An 18259-nucleotide genomic window follows, 5' to 3' on the forward strand; every position below is an offset into this window, starting at 1 on the left:
ATTCATGTTCTACTCCATACTCCGTTCTTTCAACAAGGCCTAAAATAATACGTTTGATTTTCATTGCCTTGTTCATCCACTTACTTATTCGTAATATAAAAGAGAGTTGTACTCAAAACTTGAGCACAACTCTCTTTTGTTAAATTTATAGGCTCTATAATTTCTATAGTGGGTAATCCACTGTAGAGATTATAGTCCCTATAGGTCGTATACATTATAAATTATTTCATCAATGTCTTTCTGATTATTTTTACCCTCACTAATAATTTCTTCCACAAGCATCGTCAAAGTATTATTAGTTTCAGAATCAATTTTAGGAAACGGAAGCTCCATTAAATTACCTTTAAGAACTTTCAACTCTCCAAACAACTTTTCATATAAGAATTGATACAAGCTAGAATTTAAAAATGCTAAAACTGTTTTAGTTGACATACCTGGTACATTCGGTATTAAGATATTAGCACTATTTAAGAAAAGACTAGAAGTGTCATCATAAGCAAACATCAATTTATTAGAAACAAATTTATAAACAAGTTTTTCTTTAGCTCTATAAATATCTTCTTTCGCTACCTGTTGGAAAGAATCTCTATCGTATAGGATATAATTTTGGGCTTTTTTTAATCTATATTTTTCAATCTCTTTTCCAGTATAAATCTTTTCTAGCATAGGACCATCAGAGGATTTCAGCTTTTCTTTATTATTACCAGTAACAATCCCTAGCCCCCATGTACTATTTGATAAAGAATAGCTAGAACTGCTTAAAACCTTTTTAATTATTTTTTCTTCCTTGGGTTTTAAAAGAGAAAAAACTTTATTTTCTGTATATTTAAAAGCATTATAATCAACATAAAATTCTTCATGTTCACCAATGACTTGTACTTTTTCAGCAAAAATTCCTTTACAAAAATTCATGCTAACAAAGCTTGTAGTAACGCCTGTAAAGGTAGATTTGTACAGATGAATCTTGTTCAAATCATGGTTCGATATTATGAATTCCCGTAGCACTCTATGTGACTTAACATTTAAAACCGACTCAGGAAATAAAAAGTTAATCTTCCCACCCTTATTTAATAAATTATATGACTTTATGAAAAATTGAACAAAAGATTCTTTTGATTCAATAAAACTTGTTGTAATTTTCGACTTGTTCCCCCAAGGTGGATTTGTCGCAATACAATCAAATTGAGTTACTTGTTTGAAAAATGAAACATCAGATAAAAAGTCACCGCAAATTATGTTAGGTTCAAACTCAAAAGATTGATATACAAGAATAAGGTTAACTTTTGCAATAAAAGCTGCAATAGGATCTTTTTCAATACCATATAAATTTGATGGGTTCTCAGTCTTAACTCTTAATAAAAATGCTCCGCTACCACAACAAGGGTCTAAAAAATTAGAGTTACTTTCCAACTCAATATCTGATAACATCTTATCTACAATACTAATAGGAGTATAATACGAACCAGCTTTATTCTTCGCACCTTCAGTGAGTAAACTCTGATATAAAGCCCCCAAAAAATCTTCACCTTTCTTGTAACTTAAAGAATATTCTTTTTTTAGTTTTAAACGCTTAACTTGAAAGTCCTTCTGAAAATTAGAAAGTATATCTTGAACTATTTTACGATTTTCAACTCCAGCCAGTGCAAGTAAGTCTTCCGCTAGAGAAAAAATAATATCTGGTATTTCCTCAGTGTTATATATTTCAACTATTTCTTTTATGAAACTAATTTTATTGCCATCTGCCAAATATTCAACTGGTATGATTCTTTTTTCAGATTTTTGCTTGTTAGCTCGACTTTTTAACTTATCCTCACCGGAAACTGAAAGTTTTTCCCAGTTACGTTTTGTTGCTTCTGAAATTATATTTTCCATATTCCTCCTCTCATGTTCTTTGTATATTACCGTAAGTAAAAATGAATATCAAGTATGGACTTCCTATAACACGAATCAAATAATATTTTGACAAAGCCTGCAGATAAATACAATATCACCAATTTATCGGAAGTCTGACGTTTATTTAATTATTACCTAAAGCTAAAAAAAGTTCATAGAGTTCTTCATAATTTACCCAACGGTATAATTGGTTATCTAGGTGAAATTGAATCGTTTTCTCATTCAAATGAAATTGCCCTTCACCTTCATTCCCACGATGTTGCTTATTTGAGTAATTAGGCAGTGAAAAAACATCATGACTATTAACTTTAAAAATAGCTATTCTGTCTTGGAAAAATAAACCATAGTACAAAATGTCAAATTCAGAAGTTTTGACTTGTTGAATGTTACAATCAAACTTTGAATCAAAAATTTCATGACTATCCATCATTCTATGTTCAACGGTTGAAGCTAGGATTTGTTGTATAACATTTTGTTCGGTGATAGTAGACTTGCTTTTTTTCATAACCGTAGAAAACTTCACTTCAATTCTATTCATTTCAGAATCGGTTAAGTCATAAGCTAAATTACCCGACATTTCTACGCTGATAAGTGCCTTAATCATGTACTCTGCCACTGTACCAAAACGTCTAGTACGAAGTGAAAAAATTCCTTCTTTGAATTCTTGAATATCCATTTATTTTTATCCTAATCTAGTTAATTCATTCTTCAATGAGGTATACAAATCCTCTATGTTATTACCATCTGTTATGTTGATTTCTTCTTTCAATCTCTCAAGTTCCTCAGATGTTACACTAATTTTACCCCTAGAATACATATCAGCAAATCGTTGCAGTATATCTTTCTTTCTGTTTACTGATTGTTTTTTTAATCTTTCTAATTCAACAGACAAAAAATCCAATCCGTACTCCCTTGATTCTCTATATTGATTGTACTGAGTAGTAAATATTTTAATTTTTTCTATATGTTTATTGAATTTTTTTGTAAGAGATTTGTTCGGAAAAAGAAAATTATAAATTACATTACTATTGAGGTTCTCGCAATTTATATCTTCTACAAGAAATTGCTCAACTTCCGTAACAACGGAATCCTTAATATCCTTAAATAAATTGAATAATTCCTCGTAAGAAAAATTTTTGACTCTAAATTGGTCATGAAAAGATAAATTGGAATCTTTTATGTGAAATTGACCCTCACCTTCGTTCCCAAAATGTTGTGAATCAGAACCTGAAAATTCAGGATTGTCCTTTTTCTCTAGATACTCCACATCTGAAATTTGATAAATTCTTATTTCATCTCCAAAAAATAATCCATAAAAAAGTGTGTGAAAAAATTTAGGTTTGACTTGCTGAATATTACAATCAAATGATTTTACTTCACTACTTTTTACGATCCTTGTAGAGTTAGGCTTTGAATTCATTATAATATCAAATGCCGAGGGTTCAGTAATTGATGACTCAGATTCTAAAACTCTAGAAAATTTAACCTCAATATTACCGTAGTTTTCGCTATAAAGGTCAAAATTCTTAGCCTTTTCTCCCTCTTTTGATTTTGTTGCATCATCAGGCTTATCATTTGAATACATACAATCAAAATGATACTTTATCATTATTTCAGCAACAGTGCCAAAACGCCTAGTATTAAGTTCGAAAATTCCTTTTTTAAACTGATCTAACTCAAATTGATCCATTATATTCTCCCAACTCAATAAAAACTACCATAATTATATCACACTTTGAAATAGAAAAATAGTCAAAGAAAGAGCTTGCATTTCTATTCCCACAGACACTCAACTTATGGAAACAAACGTCCCCTATGAGTTTGTGGGAATAAATTCGCTCATTTTCTGGAGAGCAATTCTACACACTCGAGTTTGACTCTAGGTTTTATACTTCCCACTTTAAAAGAAAAAACCACTGTTCGCAGTGGTTCTAAAAAGGCATTCGTTCAAAGGTTTCTAGGCTTTTACCAGCAGAGCAACACACTCAACGTGATGCGTCATTGGAAATAAATCCACTGGCTGAACTTTTGTGAGTTTATAGCCTAGTTCTTGATAGAGCTTGATGTCACGTGCCATGGTGGCGGCATTGCAGGAAATATAGACGATTTTCTTTGGATTCATACTGACGCTTGATTTGATAAAACTTTCAGTCAAGCCTTTACGTGGTGGGTCGACCATGATGATACTAGGTTTTATACCTTGGTTCAGCCATTTTTTGATAGCATTTTCTGCTGAATCACAAATATAATGGGCATTGCTAATACCGTTTAGCTCAGCATTCTTTTTGCTATTTTCAACTGCTTGGGGGATGACCTCCACGCCATAGACTTCTTTGACATGTTTCGCAACTGACAATCCAATGGTGCCAATCCCCGAATAGGCATCCACTACAATATCTTCTGTATTCAACTCAGCGAAATCAATCGCCGTTTGATACAGCTTCTCTGCCATCTCTGTATTGATTTGGTAAAATGCTGGGGCAGCAATTTGAAAGTGATTCTCTAGCATGCGGTCAGTAATATAATCTTGTCCATACAGTACACGAAATTCCTTCCCCAAAATCGCATTACCTGGCTGGTTGTTAATATTTTGCATGACAGACTTAATAGCTGAAAATTGCGCAACTAATCGCTCTATCAACTGATCAATACGGAAAATTTTGGGACGAGTTGTCACTAAAATAACCATGATTTCACCAGAGTAATGTCCACGACGAACCACAATATTACGAATCAGACCAGATTGCTCTTTCTCATCGTAAGGTTTCAGGTCAAAACGACACAGCAAATCCCGCACTGCCAAAACGACTTGGTCAATAACTGAATCCTGAATATAAAAATCCTCAATTGGCATTAAATCATGCGAATTTTTTCGGAAAAATCCCGTTTCTAGCTGTCCATTGACACGGCGGACAGGAACCTGCGCTTTGTTTCGATAATGTAGTGGGTGCTCCATACCAAGGGTTGGTGCTACTTCGATATCTGCAATTTCAGCAATCTTGTAAAGACTATCTCTAACTTTCTTGGTTTTAAATTTCAATTGCTCGCTATATTTTAGATGCCCAAGGTCAGCAATACCTGTCCTCAGATAAGCCACATCAACATCTTCGTTTCGATAAGGGGATTTCGTCAGATAGGCTTCTACCTTGCCAAAGCCAATTTTTTTATTGACTTTCAGTATGCGCATACGGATACATTCTGTAGGCAGGGCATTCTCCACAAAGAAAACCAACCCCTCTGCTTTAGCTACTCCTGCACCGTCATGGCTCAAGTCCACAATTTCTACTTCTATCACATCATTCTTTTTTAACATATATTTCTCTTTCTATCAGCTCTGCCATTTCCCAAAAAAAGAAAGCGACAGAATCATCACTTTCTATTCTATCATCTATCTGAGTCCAAGTTGTGCCAATTTTTCTTTATAGGCTTCAAAATCAACTAGTAAGCCTTGACCGCCATACATATCATAAGCATCTATCCAATCTCCATTTTCAGGAATGGTCACCTTTTCAACACCATTACGAGCGTTGGTAAGAGAAGACAAGCCGTGCGTTAGTAAAAAACTATACGGAACATTGGTCGAGGTTAAAGCAAATACTTTGCCAAGCGCTTCAGAGCCTGTAAAAAGCTTCGTTGGGTCTTTGACTTGCTGAATAATCGCGCTCATCACCTCTTGTTGGCGACGTGTTCGGCCAAAATCTCCTTCGTCATCTTTACGGAAACGCGCATAATTCAAAAGCGTGCGTCCGTCCATTCGCTGTTTGCCAACCTTAATCGTCTGCTCTGGGACCACGCCGTCTTTCATATTGAGGTCATCTGGCACCTGAACTTCACTCACTTTTTCGCCATTGATAGTCGAGAAATTCGCATTCATTTCAACACCATTTGGGAAAAGGGTATCAATAGCTGTCGCAAAAGTTGAAAAATCAACCAAGGCATAATATTTAATGTCAATATCAAAATTGTCTTTCAGCACTTGACGTACTAATTCAGCGCCTTGATTGTTATTTTGCTCCCCAATGGCATATGCTACATTTAGCTTTTGATCATAACCTGGTCCTTGACTCACTCCATCAATGTGAACGAGCGTGTCTCTCATGAAACTGACGAGTTTCATTTTTTTATTTTTTCCACCGACATTTAAGACCATGATCGAATCTGTCCGCGTTTCAGAAGAAGATTGACCAATTCGTCCATCTGTACCCAAAATAAGTATATTTACGCCGTCTTTGATATCTTTCCCATTAAAGACTTCTGTTTGGGCAGCTTTGGCATTTGGGTTGTTTTTTGAAGTGTTCAAGCCTTTTATAAACATGAACAACATGCCCCCTACAATGAGAACCAAAATTAAAGCAAGCCAAGCTAGAATCCGCTTCACACGTATTTTTCTATGCCGCTTTTCCTTTTTAGGCTTGGGTGTATTTTCTACAACACTTTCAGCCGCATTAGTTGATACACGCTCTGATTTAGAACGTTTATTACGGCGACTTCTCTCTGGATATTGAGGGAGTCCCTGCTCGGTGTAACCAAAATTCTCAGGCACTTGTTGGTCAGAAAAGGTAGCTCTTGCTTCACGAGCTGACTCTACTCTTTGGTCTCCTTCTTGCTTTCTAAGAAGATATTGATATTCTTTTTTCTCGCGTTCATTTAAATAATGGATATTTTTGTAAAGATAGTCCAGTCTCAACTGCTCATGGTGGCTGAGATTATCTGATTTTTTATCCATGATTGCTCCAATCTACTGTTCTGAAATAGTATAAACGGTATAATTTCCTAAAATTTTATAAGTAATGCCAATTGCTTCTAGCTCTTTCATCGCAAATGACACTAAATCCTCTTTTTCATTATTGATGTCCACAATGAAAAAATATTCTCCCAAAGCTGTCTTCAACGGGCGGCTTTCAATCTTTGTCAAATCAATCCCTCGCCAAGCAAAAGTTGCGAGAGCTTTGTATAAAGCACCGGGCAAATTGTCTGGCAAAGTCAAAGCAAGCGTTATTTTCTTTTCCTTAAGATATAATGGCAAAGTCGGAATCGACTGTCCTAGCAACCAAAAACGGGTGAAATTCTCAGCCATTTCTTGAATATTCTCTGCAATAATCTGCAGACCGTATTCACTAGCTGCACTCCTTGGCGCAATAGCTGCATAATTTTCTTCTGGATGCTGAGCTACAAAGCGTGCTGCATAAGCTGTGCTAGCTGTTATTTCGATTTTAGCTTGTGGATAATGCTGGCGGACATATTTTTTCCCCTGCGCAATCGCCTGCGGATGAGAAAATATTTTTTCTACTGGCTTATCAGCTGCCGTTGCCAATAATTGTTGTTTGATTGGCTGGACGATTTCTGCCACAGCATAAATGGCTGCCTGATGAAAAAGATAGTCCAATGTCTCATGAACGCTTCCTTCAATTGAATTTTCAACTGGCACTACAGAATAATCCACTTCGCCTGTCTCGTAGGCTTTTATAACTTCCGTGATATTTTCAAAAGCCACTAACGTATCTGCTGGAAAAGCTTCTTGTGCCACATGATGAGAAAAAGATCCTTTCGGACCTAAAAATCCAATTTTCATTGCAACACCTCCACGATTTGTTTTGGTGTCAAAGTAGTCACATCAATAACTTTTGTAGCCACATCTTCATACCAAGCCTGACGTTGCTCGAAAAGATTTTTCAAATCAGCTTTGCTATTGTTCAAATAAAGCGGGCGCTGGTGTTCTTGATCTTCTTCAAGACGCTGGTAAAGCGTTTCAAAATCTGTTTTTAAATAAATATTTTCAGCGTTCTGCTTTAACAACTCGCGATTTTGAGCATTGCTGATGATGCCACCACCAGTTGAGATGACTTGTTCTGACTGTAGCAATTCTTTTAATAATTCACTTTCTTTTTGCCGAAAAGCTGCTTCGCCATACTGCTCAAAATATTCTTTAATCGGCATTTCCAGTCTCTCTGACAAAAACTCATCCATATCGATAAAATTTTCATCTATCAAGCTAGCAACCGTTGTTTTCCCAGCCCCCATGAAACCAATCAAAATCTTAGCCATGAAGTAAGCCCTCCAAATCATCAAAGAAATTTGGATAGCTCGTATTGATAGCTTCGGCGCGCTCCAACTCGACTTGACCGTCCTTTACCAAAAGAGCTGCAATAGCTGTCATCATGCCAATTCGGTGGTCGCCAAATGTATGAACTTTAGCACCGTGAAGAGACGTTTTCCCTTTGATGATCATGCCGTCTTCTGTCGGAGTAATATCAGCCCCCATGCTATTTAGTGCATCTGCCACAACTTGGATACGGTCTGTTTCTTTTACCTTTAATTCTTCCGCATCACGAATCACCGTTTGCCCCTTAGCTTGAGTGGCCAGAAGTGCAATGATTGGCAATTCATCAATTAAACGTGGGATAATTTCTCCGCCAATTTCTGTGCCGACTAATTCAGATGTCTCTACTGTTATGGTAGCGGACTTAGCAATATTGTCTACATTGGACAAGTTTATATTTCCACCCATAGCTTTAACAACATCCAAAATGCCAGTTCGTGTTTCATTGATGCCGACATTTTCCAAAATAATCTTAGAATTAGGAACGATAAGTCCTGCTACTATCCAGAAAGCCGCACTAGAAATATCTCCTGGCACTAACACGTTCTGTCCAGTAAACTCTTGTCCGCCTTGAATGCGGATTTCCTTTCCATTGACAGAAATCTGACCACCAAATTGTTTAATCATGTCTTCTGTATGATTGCGGGTCATTTCTTTTTCAATAATGACAGACTCGCCTTGAGCTTGTAAAGCCGCAAATATCAAAGCAGACTTAACCTGAGCAGACGCCACAGGCAAGGTATAATGAATGGGCTGTAAGTTCTTATTCCCATGAATAGTGAGCGGTGGCAAATCACGCTTGGTTCGCCCGGCGATTTGCACCCCCATTTGACGAAGAGGAATCGTTATGCGATCCATAGGACGTTTAGATAAACTATCATCACCAAACATTTCCGTCACAAAATCCTGCCCAGCTAATACACCTGAAATCAAGCGAATAGAGGTTCCAGAATTTCCCATATTCAGTTTGTTTGTCGGCGCTTGAAGACCAGCAAAACCCACTCCATGAATCGTTACTACATTGCCGTCCTCTTCAATTTGAACACCTAAATCACGAAAAACTTGCATGGTGGATAAAACATCTTCACCACGCAAAATATCGTGAACCGTTGTCACTCCCTTGGCCAAACTACCAAACATAATCGATCGATGACTAATAGACTTATCACCCGGCACACGAATGCACCCAGCTAATCCCTTTGAATTTGTACGTAACTGCATAGAAAACCTCATACCGGATTCTTTTTACATATTGTACCATAAAAAGAGAAGGGAAACAAAAGGGAGCGGGGAAAAAGCTTCATTTCGTGGAATTCAACTTTTCCTCACCCTCTTAGAATTATAAACTTTCTGCAAATTTTTGCTTGATGAATTGTGCAGAATAGGCTAATTTTTCTTCCTCTTCTTCCGTTAAACTAAGTTTGACTTGCTCAAGAATCCCCTCACGCCCTACAATCGCTGGATAACTCAAGTAGGTGTCTAATGGCTGATAATAATTTGATACTGGCAATTCTTCATGTGAATCTGATACAAGAGCTACTGCTAAACGGATAGCTGCGCTCGCAATGCCATAAGATGTGTATTTTTTACCATAAAAGACGGTATGCCCTCCTTTAAGAGCTTCTAGAGCAATCTCATCCAACTCCTCGACTGAAGCAAATGTAGAAATCGGTTGACCTTTTATCCGTACTTGGCTCCAAGCTGTAAATTGAGAATTTCCATGTTCTCCAAGATTGTAGCCATAAACGCTTCGAGGGTCAACACCAAAGCGAACACTAACTGCACGTTTCATGCGAGCTGTGTCTAGCAGCGTTCCTGTCCCAATAACACGCTCTTTAGGCAGGCCTGTATAGTGCTGATAAAGACTAGTAATGACATCTACTGGATTACTAATAACAATGATAATCCCTGTAAATCCAACTTTTTTCAATTGTTCAGCGACAAAAGGAACTTCCTTGGATGTAAAGGGTAATTCCGCAAATCGATCGGCGTTGGGGTTATCTTGTAATTTGATATTGCCCAGTGCTGACACCACCACATCCGCATCTGCCAACGCCTGATAATCATTAACAATAATATTTGCGTGATGATTCAAATTTGCTGCAGCGTCCTGAAAGTCAAGTGCATCTGCTTTGACTTTCGCTTCATTTTTATCAATCAACACATAATCATCAAAAGCACCTTGCGCAATCAGACCATGCGCGACTGCGGCACCAACATTTCCCATACCAATAATCGCAATTTTACGTGACATAAAGCACCTCCACAAAATACACCGTTCAGCTTCATCATTAAACTGAAAATCTGTTTAGTTGATACATTTCATTATACTCAGAAATTAGTAAAAAACAAGTATTTAGTGGAAATATTCAGAAAATTCTCGCTAATTTGTTGAATCCTTTCTTCTCCTATGGATTTTATGCACATAAAAAGCTGACCAAAATCTTGAATCAGCTTGAATCATAACATTATTTCAACAATTCTTGAACCGGATCAAAAATGATACGTTCAATATCAGCCAAGTAAATAGACAATTGTTGTTGTTTATTGAAAAATTCAGTCAGGGCAGGATTGCCTTGAATCTTATCCCCAAACGACTTCATCTTGTCTTGCACTTCTTGCGTTGGCATTTGACCTGATTGCGCCATGCCCTGCAGTTCTTGCTGGAAAGCTAGATAGTCTTTTAAAAGACTCTTTGCTTCACTATCAGCATCTACTGCTTTTTTGCTTTCGACAACAGCTTTGTACTCAGGAAGGTCTCGCAGAGTACGGCTTAATTCATTCGCTAAATCATAAATATTTGACATAGTCTTCCTCCTTAATCTAAAAAGACCTGATAGTGTGTCTTTTCTCTTATTATTTTAGCAGATTTCTCCAAATCTTCGCGATTTTTAAAGGTGATTTGCAAAATTCCGTTAATATCTTCGCGATTTTCTTCATTGATGTGAATGTTAACAATGGATGTTCCCCTTAGAAGTTCCAACACTCCTAAAATAGCATCTTCTTCATCGGGAACATTGATAAAAATGTCATAAAAGCTATCCACACCTGCTCGTTTATGAATTTCCATAGCTTTTCGCACTTGGCGACCATGCTGAAAGAAATTCCAAATCACATCTTCATTTTTATTCTGAATGGCACCTGAAATAGTATCCAAGCGCTTCTTAAAATCCTCTATCCTCTCTAAAATAGCATCTGGATTTGTCAACAAAATCGAAGTCCACATGCCCGGCTCACTTTCTGCAATCCGTGTCATATCACGAAATCCTCCAGCAGCGAAATGCTGCGTCATCTCGTATTGCTGAGTATAGGCAGCGGCTTGATCCATAAGACTAGAAGCGAGAATATGCGGAAAATGGCTAATTTGACTGGTGACACGATCGTGCTCGTTGGCATCAATTTCGATAAACCGAGCATGTAGACCAGATAAGAGATTCTTCATTTCTGCTATCGTGCCGTCTTTCGTCAAATGAGACGGAGTAAAAATATAATAGGCATTTTCAAAGAGATTTACATCTGCTGCACTAGCACCTGACTTATGGCTACCAGCCATTGGATGAGTACCTATAAAGCGAATGGTTTTCTCCTTTAGAGCTTCTTCAGCAGCAGCTACAATTTCAGCTTTGGTAGAACCTGCATCTGAGATAATCACATCTTTTTTCAAATCTAGAGTTGCTAATTGCCTGATAAACTCAATGGTTTGCTTGATAGGGACAGCAAGAATAATCACATCTGCCAGAGGAGCAAATTCAGCAAACTGGTCGGTCACTTGATCTACCATGCCTTTTTCAAGGGCAATTTTTCGAGATTCTTTTCCACGATTGTAACCTAATATAGTATAGTCTGGATGATCACGTCGAATTCCAAGCGCGATTGATGAACCAATCAAACCAAGACCCGCAATATAAATAACTTTCTTTACCATGCTTAACTCCTTACTTTGGCTCAACAATGAATCCCAAAATAATTGATACTAAAATAATAACCATAACAATCGCTGTGAAAATCGTATACATTTTATCTTTTGTTTTGACAAAAATGATAAAAGTTGAAATCACTCGAAAAATCGGTGTCAAAATAAGCATAAAAGCCCCTAGTAACATAAACGTCACTGCATCAAAAATGGAATGGCTCTTCACATAGGCAACTGGATTAAACTGTTCCAAATTCTTTAAAGAAATGACCTGCTGACCACTAAAAAGGTAAAGAACCAAGCCAATAAACATAAAAAGAATGGAGAGAAAAATCCCTATGCGAAGAATTTTCCCCATGACCAAATCCAGCTCTTCTTTTTGCATTTTATCTGTCATTGCATACCTCGTATAAACATCTGCACACCCAGAGCTAATAAAGCGACTAGAAAAATCCAGCGCAATACTTTTACAGGTACATAAGGCATGATGCGGCTTCCGATGAAAGAACCTGCTAAAACACCCAAGGCGATTGGTGTAACCAATACCGGGTTGATTTGTCCTATAAAAAGGTAAAAGATAGCTGAAGCCGTTCCTGTCACTCCCATCATAAAGTTAGAAGTTGCTGAACTAGCTTTTAAAGGCATTTTCATAACAGTATCCATGGCCAATACTTTGAAAGCACCCGCACCAATTCCTAAAAGCGCCGACATAACACCTGCAAAGAACATGACAACAGAGCCACCAGGGACATTGGTCACTTGATACTTGATTGTCTGGTTGAGACCTTTGTCAAAATATTCACCACCGAGATTTAATTTCTCTGCGATAGCATCATTGTGGCTCACACTCTGATTGTCCTTTTTATCATGAATCTTCTGGTACATATTAAATGCTTGAAAGAGCATGAGAGCGCCATAAAGTAAAAAAAGGACTTGTGAATCTGTTATCACTGATAACATAGCGCCTACAAAAGCTCCTAAAGTCGTAAAAATTTCCAAAAACATGGCAATTCGCAGATTGAGCATATCATCTTTGAGATAGGCAATCGCAGAACCTGAACTAGTTGCTAAAACTGCAATAATAGAGGCTCCTACCGCATACTTAATGTCTACTCCAAATAAGAGAGTGAGTACAGGCGTGATAACAATTCCGCCTCCAAGTCCTAATAAAGCGCCCAAAATTCCTGCAAAAATTCCGACCAAAGTCATTGTAAAAATATAGGTGAGCATTAAAATCCTTTCACATAATCGCGGTGTTGTTGAACGGCTTCTTTTAATTCTTTCAGATTGTCTGAAGAGAATTTCTCCAAAACCTCAGTTGCAAGCACTGTTGCAACAACAGCTTCCATAACAACACCAGCAGCTGGAAGAGCTGTCGGATCGCTTCGCTCCACCGTTGCTTTATAAGGCTCGTGTGTCTCAATATCAACGCTCATAAGTGGCTTGTAGAGAGTTGGGATTGGCTTCATCACTCCGCGCACTACGATAGGTTCTCCGTTGGTCATACCGCCCTCGAAACCACCTAGATTGTTAGTACGACGAGTAAAGCCGTCCTCTTTAGACCAGATTATTTCATCCATCACCTGACTGCCCTTAAGCCGCCCCGCTTCAAAACCAACTCCAAATTCCACACCTTTAAATGCATTGATAGAAACCACTCCTTGAGCAATTTTAGCATCTAGCTTTCTATCCCATTGAACATAGGAACCTAGTCCAACTGGCACACCACCGACAATGGTTTCAACAATTCCACCAATCGTGTCACCATCTTTCTTTATCTGATCAATATAGGCTTTAATTTCCTCTTCACGTTCTGGATTGACAATCGAAACTTCTGACTGACGAGCACGTTTCTTGATTTCAGAAACGGTCAGATTTTCCGGAACCTCAATGTCAATGCCACCGAAAGTTACGATATGACTAGCTACCTCAACTCCGATTTCTTCTAAAAGACGCTTAGCAACAGCTCCCACCGCAACCCGCATGGTCGTTTCACGCGCAGAAGAGCGCTCCAATGAATTGCGCAAGTCGTCAAAACGATATTTCATACCGCCGACCAAATCTGCATGACCTGGACGAGGTTTGGTAATCTTGCGCAGCCCTTTTTTCTTGTCCTCCACATCTGCTACATTCATGATGTCCAACCATTTTTGATGATCTAGATTGGTCACATTGAGTGTAATCGGCCCCCCCATGGTTCGCCCATGCCGAACACCAGAAGTAATTTCCACTTTGTCACTCTCTATTTTCATACGAGCTCCACGACCGTATCCGCCCTGACGACGTTTCAATTCTGCATTGATGTAGTCAGCTGTCAAAGGAAGCCCAGCTGGCACTCCTTCAATGATAGCTGTTAAACGCGGTCCATGTGACTCCCCAGCAGTTAAATATCTCATTCCGTTACCTCATCTGTTGTTGCTATTTAGCTCTTACTTTTCTAAATAATCTTTCATTTCTTCTAAAGAAATCTGATGAATGGCTGTCCTACCTAATTCTGGAACAATGACTAATTTGATTGTCTTGCCCCGAGCTTTCTTATCATGAAGTAAGGCATGATAGAGTTCTTCTTGTCGCCAAGGTTGATAATCAACTGGAAGCCCAAATTTGCGACACATCTGCTCAATATCTGTGGTAATTCCTTTAGGCATCAGCCCCTTTTTTTCTGCTACACGCGCTACCTGAACCATTCCAATAGCCACAGCTTCTCCGTGCATGACTTTGCCATAACCAGCAGTCGCCTCCACTGCATGACCAATCGTATGTCCAAAATTTAGATAAAGGCGCACACCATTGTCAAGTTCGTCTTCCACTACTAGCTTTCGTTTGACATTGCAAGAATGATAGATGATACTTTCTGCGTGCTCCAAAATGGATTTTGGACTACCATCCATGTCAGACAGTTCCTGCCACAGCTCCACATCCTCAATCAAACCATACTTGATGACCTCTCCCATGCCTTCAATCAATTCACGTTGTCCTAAAGTTTTTAAAACATCTGGGTCAATCAGAACCCCGTCCGGCTGAGTAAAAGTACCCACCATGTTCTTAGCCCACGGCGTATTGACTCCTGTTTTTCCACCAATCGAAGAATCTACCTGAGCTGTCAAACTCGTCGGTATCTGTACAAAATGAATACCTCGCATATAAGTTGAAGCGGCAAAGCCAGCCAAATCACCGACCACACCGCCACCCAAGGCAACAATACCATCACTGCGAGTCATCCCTACTTTAGCGAGAAATTCATAAACTTTATTGACTGTTGTTAAATTTTTACTAGCTTCACCTTCCAGAAAATCAAATACAAACACTTCAAAACCAGCAACTTCTAAGCTACATTTAACCGTTTCAGCATACAGACTTGCCACATGATTATCTGTGATAACAACGACCTTTTGAGCTGACCATAAACTTGCCAGCCATTCTCCAGCTTTGGCTAAAGTACCTTTTTCAATGACAATATCGTAAGGATGATTGGGAATATTCACATTTAATTTCATAGGCAACCCCTTATTTGTACTTTTTTTCCAATGCCTGCCAAATTTCTTTCGTTGGCATTTTTTTTCCTGTCCACAATTTGAATGCTTCTGCCGCCTGATACAACAACATTCCCAAGCCATTCACTACTTCAACTTCTTGTCCTTTTGCCCATTTTAAAAATGGGGTTTCAAACGGCTGGTAAATTACATCTGCCACAAGAAGTGAATGTGGTAAACGAATACTGCTTGGTATCGGTAAAGCCTTACCGTCCATGCCTAAACTGGTCCCGTTGACCAATAAAGCAGAAACGTTAATTTTTTCTTGTAGTAATTCTTGATTTTCTAAAGATAATACCCAAATCTTCGCTGCAGTCTTCTGCTGAATTTCCTTCATTTTCTGTGAAACGCGTTCAAAAGAGGAATGGCGCGTAAACACAAAAATCTCCTCAGCACCATCTAGAGCTGCCTGCACAATAATCGCTGTCGCAGCTCCACCAGCTCCAAGCATGACCATTTTTTTGCCTTTAATGACAAAAGAAGGCAAGCTCATAAAAAATCCCTTGCCATCTGTGTTATAACCAATCAATTTTCCATATTGATTCACGACAGTATTCACCGCCCCAATCATCTGCGCAGCAGGTGTCACTTCATCTAAAAAAGGAATCACAGCCTGTTTATAAGGCATAGACAAATTGATTCCAAACATATTATAGCGGCGAATATTTTCAACAGTTGCTTTCAAGTCATCCTGTGAGATTTCCCAAGCCACATAAACTCCATTAACACCCGTTTGCTCAAACGCTGCATTATGGATAAAAGGAGAAATACTGTGTTTGATTGGGTTGGCGACAACCGCCGCTAAACGAGTATAGCCGTCAATTTTCATTCAAAATCTCCTGAATTTGCTTCATATTGGCAAGAGAAATTTGACCTGGTGCACTGGATTCATCCAAGCTTGCAAACGACCAGCTTGAGCCTGTCAAATCTGCTGTTATCCGCGAAATCTTTCCAATTTGTCCCATGGAAATCGTTACAAAATCTTGATTTGGATTTAAAGTTTTAAAACCACGCGTATAGTTCATCAAGTCTAGTACATCTTGCTCGCTGCGTGCCATAACAGAAACTTTCACCACTTTTGGTGTCAAACTGGTCAATTCAGATAAAATTTCCATCATGTTTTCAGGCGTTTCTTCAAAATTATGATAGCTCAAAACAAGATTTGGAAAATCCAACATTTCCTCAAATCTATTTTTGTGAGAAAAATATTCAAAATCAATATAATCCGGCTGATAAATCGTTGAAATTTCCTTGATGGTAGAAATATATTCATCATCCGTCAATTCAATATTTCCACCTTCGTCAATTGTTCTCAAAGTGAAAATCAATTCACGACCAGCAAATTTTTCAAAAATAGCAGGTGCAACAGTCAAAACCTCATCTTTTGCTAAAAAATCAGCACGCCATTCAATAATGTCCGCGTCATCATAACGCGAGCTATCAATATTCTGCGCTTCCTCTAAATTTTTCGGCATCACTGATACGACTAATTTCATTTGTCCACCTTAATGGTAAATACCTTGAGGTAATTACTTCTTTCATCTTTTTTATTATAAGCAAAATCTGCTGGCAAACCGTATTCTTTCAAATAACGGTGCTTGCTTCCTGCAAAACCTTTTTCAATTTCTTTTTTAAACTTAGTACGTGAAACATTCGCAGCATTTGTACTAGCAATGATAATCCCTTGGGGATTTAAAATTTCCAAAGACTGAGCAATCAACTTATGATAATCCTTCGCCACAGAAAAAGTTTGTTTTTTATTTCTTGCAAAACTCGGCGGATCTAACACAATTACATCATAAGTCAAACCATGTCGTTTTGCATATTTGAAATAGTCAAACACATCCATTACAAAGAATGTATGGTTGCTTAAGTCAAGATTATTCTCTCTAAAATGTGCTTCCGACAATTCACGACTGCGTTTTGCCAAATCAACAGAGGTCGTCTGGCTGGCTCCTCCCATGGCTGCCGCAACTGAAAAAGCTGCCGTGTAGGAAAACATATTTAACAGCGACTTGCCAGCTGCTAGACCGTCTACCAAGCTACCACGCACCTCATGCTGATCGAGGAAAATTCCCGTCATCAATCCATCGTTTAAAAACACTTGATAGCGAACACCATTTTCTAAAATCGTGAAAAATGCTGGTGCTTCTTGCCCATACAAATGAGCGGATTCAACATTCAAACCCTTGAAACGAATTTTCTCATACGCTCCTGTAACTTCTGGAAAGACCTGTTGAAATGCTTGAACAATGGTATCCTTAATTTCGTAAACAAAGAGATTATACCAAGAAAAAACAGCATATTCTTGATACAAATCTATTGTCAACCCACCAAAACCATCTCCTTCTTGATTAAAAAGGCGGTAAACTGTTGTCTCTTTTGATTGTTGATAAACTTGTCGCTTTGCTTTCGCATATTGGAATAACTGACAGAAAAACGAGACATCTAAAGTTACTTTCTTCTGTGAGATAAACCAGCCGATACCCTTGTTTTGCTCTGATAAATATGCGATACCTACAAAATTTCCTTTTGCATTTACCAGTTCTACAACTTGATGATGAAAAGAAAGTGAAGGAAAATCTTGTTTTTCTAAAACAAATCGTCCTTTTTTTATGTTTTCTTCAGTATAAGAAGGAATCGTAAGCTGTTTCATAAACTCTATTATATCAAATGTTATGAATTTTCTCAAAAAAATGTACTACTTATTACAAAATGATTGCAAAAAATGTGTTCATACGTAAAAATTCTATTTATTCTCAATTGATAAAAATCCTTTTTCTGTTTTTTATCTAGCAAAAGAAAATGCAACATTTTAAA

At 38.0% G+C, this 18259-nt stretch carries 18 protein-coding genes; all 18 read right to left on the reverse strand.

The window, feature by feature from the left end; all coding sequences use genetic code 11:
* Positions 1 to 198 precede the first annotated feature (198 nt).
* The 18 genes from EHW89_RS05795 to EHW89_RS05880 all read right to left on the reverse strand — a co-directional run bounded on the left by EHW89_RS05795 (position 199) and on the right by EHW89_RS05880 (position 18095).
* On the reverse strand, positions 199 to 1872 hold the full coding sequence (locus tag EHW89_RS05795; protein WP_126467247.1) for a TaqI-like C-terminal specificity domain-containing protein: 1674 nt from the start codon (positions 1870 to 1872) through the stop codon (positions 199 to 201).
* Positions 1873 to 2017: 145 nt separating this feature from the next.
* On the reverse strand, positions 2018 to 2569 hold the full coding sequence (locus EHW89_RS05800) for a hypothetical protein (protein ID WP_126467249.1): 552 nt from the start codon (positions 2567 to 2569) through the stop codon (positions 2018 to 2020).
* A 6-nt stretch (positions 2570 to 2575) separates the two neighbouring features.
* A complete protein-coding gene (locus tag EHW89_RS05805; RefSeq protein WP_126467252.1) occupies positions 2576 to 3583 on the reverse strand; it encodes a hypothetical protein in 1008 nt (335 codons plus the stop codon).
* A 267-nt stretch (positions 3584 to 3850) separates the two neighbouring features.
* On the reverse strand, positions 3851 to 5206 hold the full coding sequence (rlmD, locus tag EHW89_RS05810) for a 23S rRNA (uracil(1939)-C(5))-methyltransferase RlmD (protein ID WP_126467254.1): 1356 nt from the start codon (positions 5204 to 5206) through the stop codon (positions 3851 to 3853).
* Between the two features lie 75 nt (positions 5207 to 5281).
* Entirely contained in the window at positions 5282 to 6619 is a 1338-nt protein-coding gene (locus EHW89_RS05815) for an LCP family protein (protein WP_126467256.1), read from the reverse strand.
* Between the two features lie 12 nt (positions 6620 to 6631).
* A complete protein-coding gene (pheA, locus tag EHW89_RS05820; protein ID WP_126467258.1) occupies positions 6632 to 7465 on the reverse strand; it encodes a prephenate dehydratase in 834 nt (277 codons plus the stop codon).
* Positions 7462 to 7938: a shikimate kinase gene (locus tag EHW89_RS05825; protein WP_126467260.1), complete on the reverse strand. Its 477-nt coding sequence runs from the start codon at positions 7936 to 7938 to the stop codon at positions 7462 to 7464. Before EHW89_RS05825 ends, pheA begins: the two co-directional genes overlap by 4 nt.
* Complete coding sequence (gene aroA, locus EHW89_RS05830; protein WP_126467262.1) at positions 7931 to 9214, reverse strand: 3-phosphoshikimate 1-carboxyvinyltransferase; 1284 nt, start codon at positions 9212 to 9214, stop codon at positions 7931 to 7933. The genes EHW89_RS05825 and aroA overlap by 8 nt, the downstream gene beginning before the upstream one ends.
* 118 nt (positions 9215 to 9332) lie before the next feature.
* Positions 9333 to 10247 carry an L-lactate dehydrogenase gene (locus EHW89_RS05835; protein ID WP_126467264.1) on the reverse strand — a complete coding sequence of 305 codons (915 nt, stop codon included), beginning with the start codon at positions 10245 to 10247 and terminating at the stop codon, positions 9333 to 9335.
* A gap of 214 nt (positions 10248 to 10461) precedes the next feature.
* Positions 10462 to 10800, reverse strand: coding sequence for a YlbF/YmcA family competence regulator (locus tag EHW89_RS05840; RefSeq protein ID WP_003023972.1), 339 nt, complete (start codon positions 10798 to 10800; stop codon positions 10462 to 10464).
* Positions 10801 to 10811: 11 nt separating this feature from the next.
* Complete coding sequence (locus EHW89_RS05845) at positions 10812 to 11918, reverse strand: prephenate dehydrogenase (protein ID WP_126467266.1); 1107 nt, start codon at positions 11916 to 11918, stop codon at positions 10812 to 10814.
* 10 nt (positions 11919 to 11928) lie between these two features.
* Complete coding sequence (locus EHW89_RS05850; protein ID WP_049507952.1) at positions 11929 to 12303, reverse strand: DUF1634 domain-containing protein; 375 nt, start codon at positions 12301 to 12303, stop codon at positions 11929 to 11931.
* On the reverse strand, positions 12300 to 13136 hold the full coding sequence (locus tag EHW89_RS05855) for a sulfite exporter TauE/SafE family protein (protein ID WP_126467268.1): 837 nt from the start codon (positions 13134 to 13136) through the stop codon (positions 12300 to 12302). Before EHW89_RS05855 ends, EHW89_RS05850 begins: the two co-directional genes overlap by 4 nt.
* Positions 13136 to 14302: a chorismate synthase gene (gene aroC, locus EHW89_RS05860; RefSeq protein WP_022526237.1), complete on the reverse strand. Its 1167-nt coding sequence runs from the start codon at positions 14300 to 14302 to the stop codon at positions 13136 to 13138. Before aroC ends, EHW89_RS05855 begins: the two co-directional genes overlap by 1 nt.
* Positions 14303 to 14335: 33 nt before the next feature.
* Complete coding sequence (gene aroB / locus EHW89_RS05865; RefSeq protein WP_126467270.1) at positions 14336 to 15403, reverse strand: 3-dehydroquinate synthase; 1068 nt, start codon at positions 15401 to 15403, stop codon at positions 14336 to 14338.
* A 10-nt stretch (positions 15404 to 15413) separates the two neighbouring features.
* On the reverse strand, positions 15414 to 16268 hold the full coding sequence (locus EHW89_RS05870; RefSeq protein ID WP_126467272.1) for a shikimate dehydrogenase: 855 nt from the start codon (positions 16266 to 16268) through the stop codon (positions 15414 to 15416).
* Entirely contained in the window at positions 16258 to 16935 is a 678-nt protein-coding gene (aroD, locus tag EHW89_RS05875; protein ID WP_049507947.1) for a type I 3-dehydroquinate dehydratase, read from the reverse strand. Before aroD ends, EHW89_RS05870 begins: the two co-directional genes overlap by 11 nt.
* A complete protein-coding gene (locus tag EHW89_RS05880) occupies positions 16932 to 18095 on the reverse strand; it encodes a class I SAM-dependent rRNA methyltransferase (protein WP_126467274.1) in 1164 nt (387 codons plus the stop codon). The genes aroD and EHW89_RS05880 overlap by 4 nt, the downstream gene beginning before the upstream one ends.
* Positions 18096 to 18259: the final 164 nt, after the last annotated feature.

The sequence above is a fragment of the Streptococcus periodonticum genome, from assembly GCF_003963555.1.
GTDB lineage: Bacteria > Bacillota > Bacilli > Lactobacillales > Streptococcaceae > Streptococcus > Streptococcus anginosus.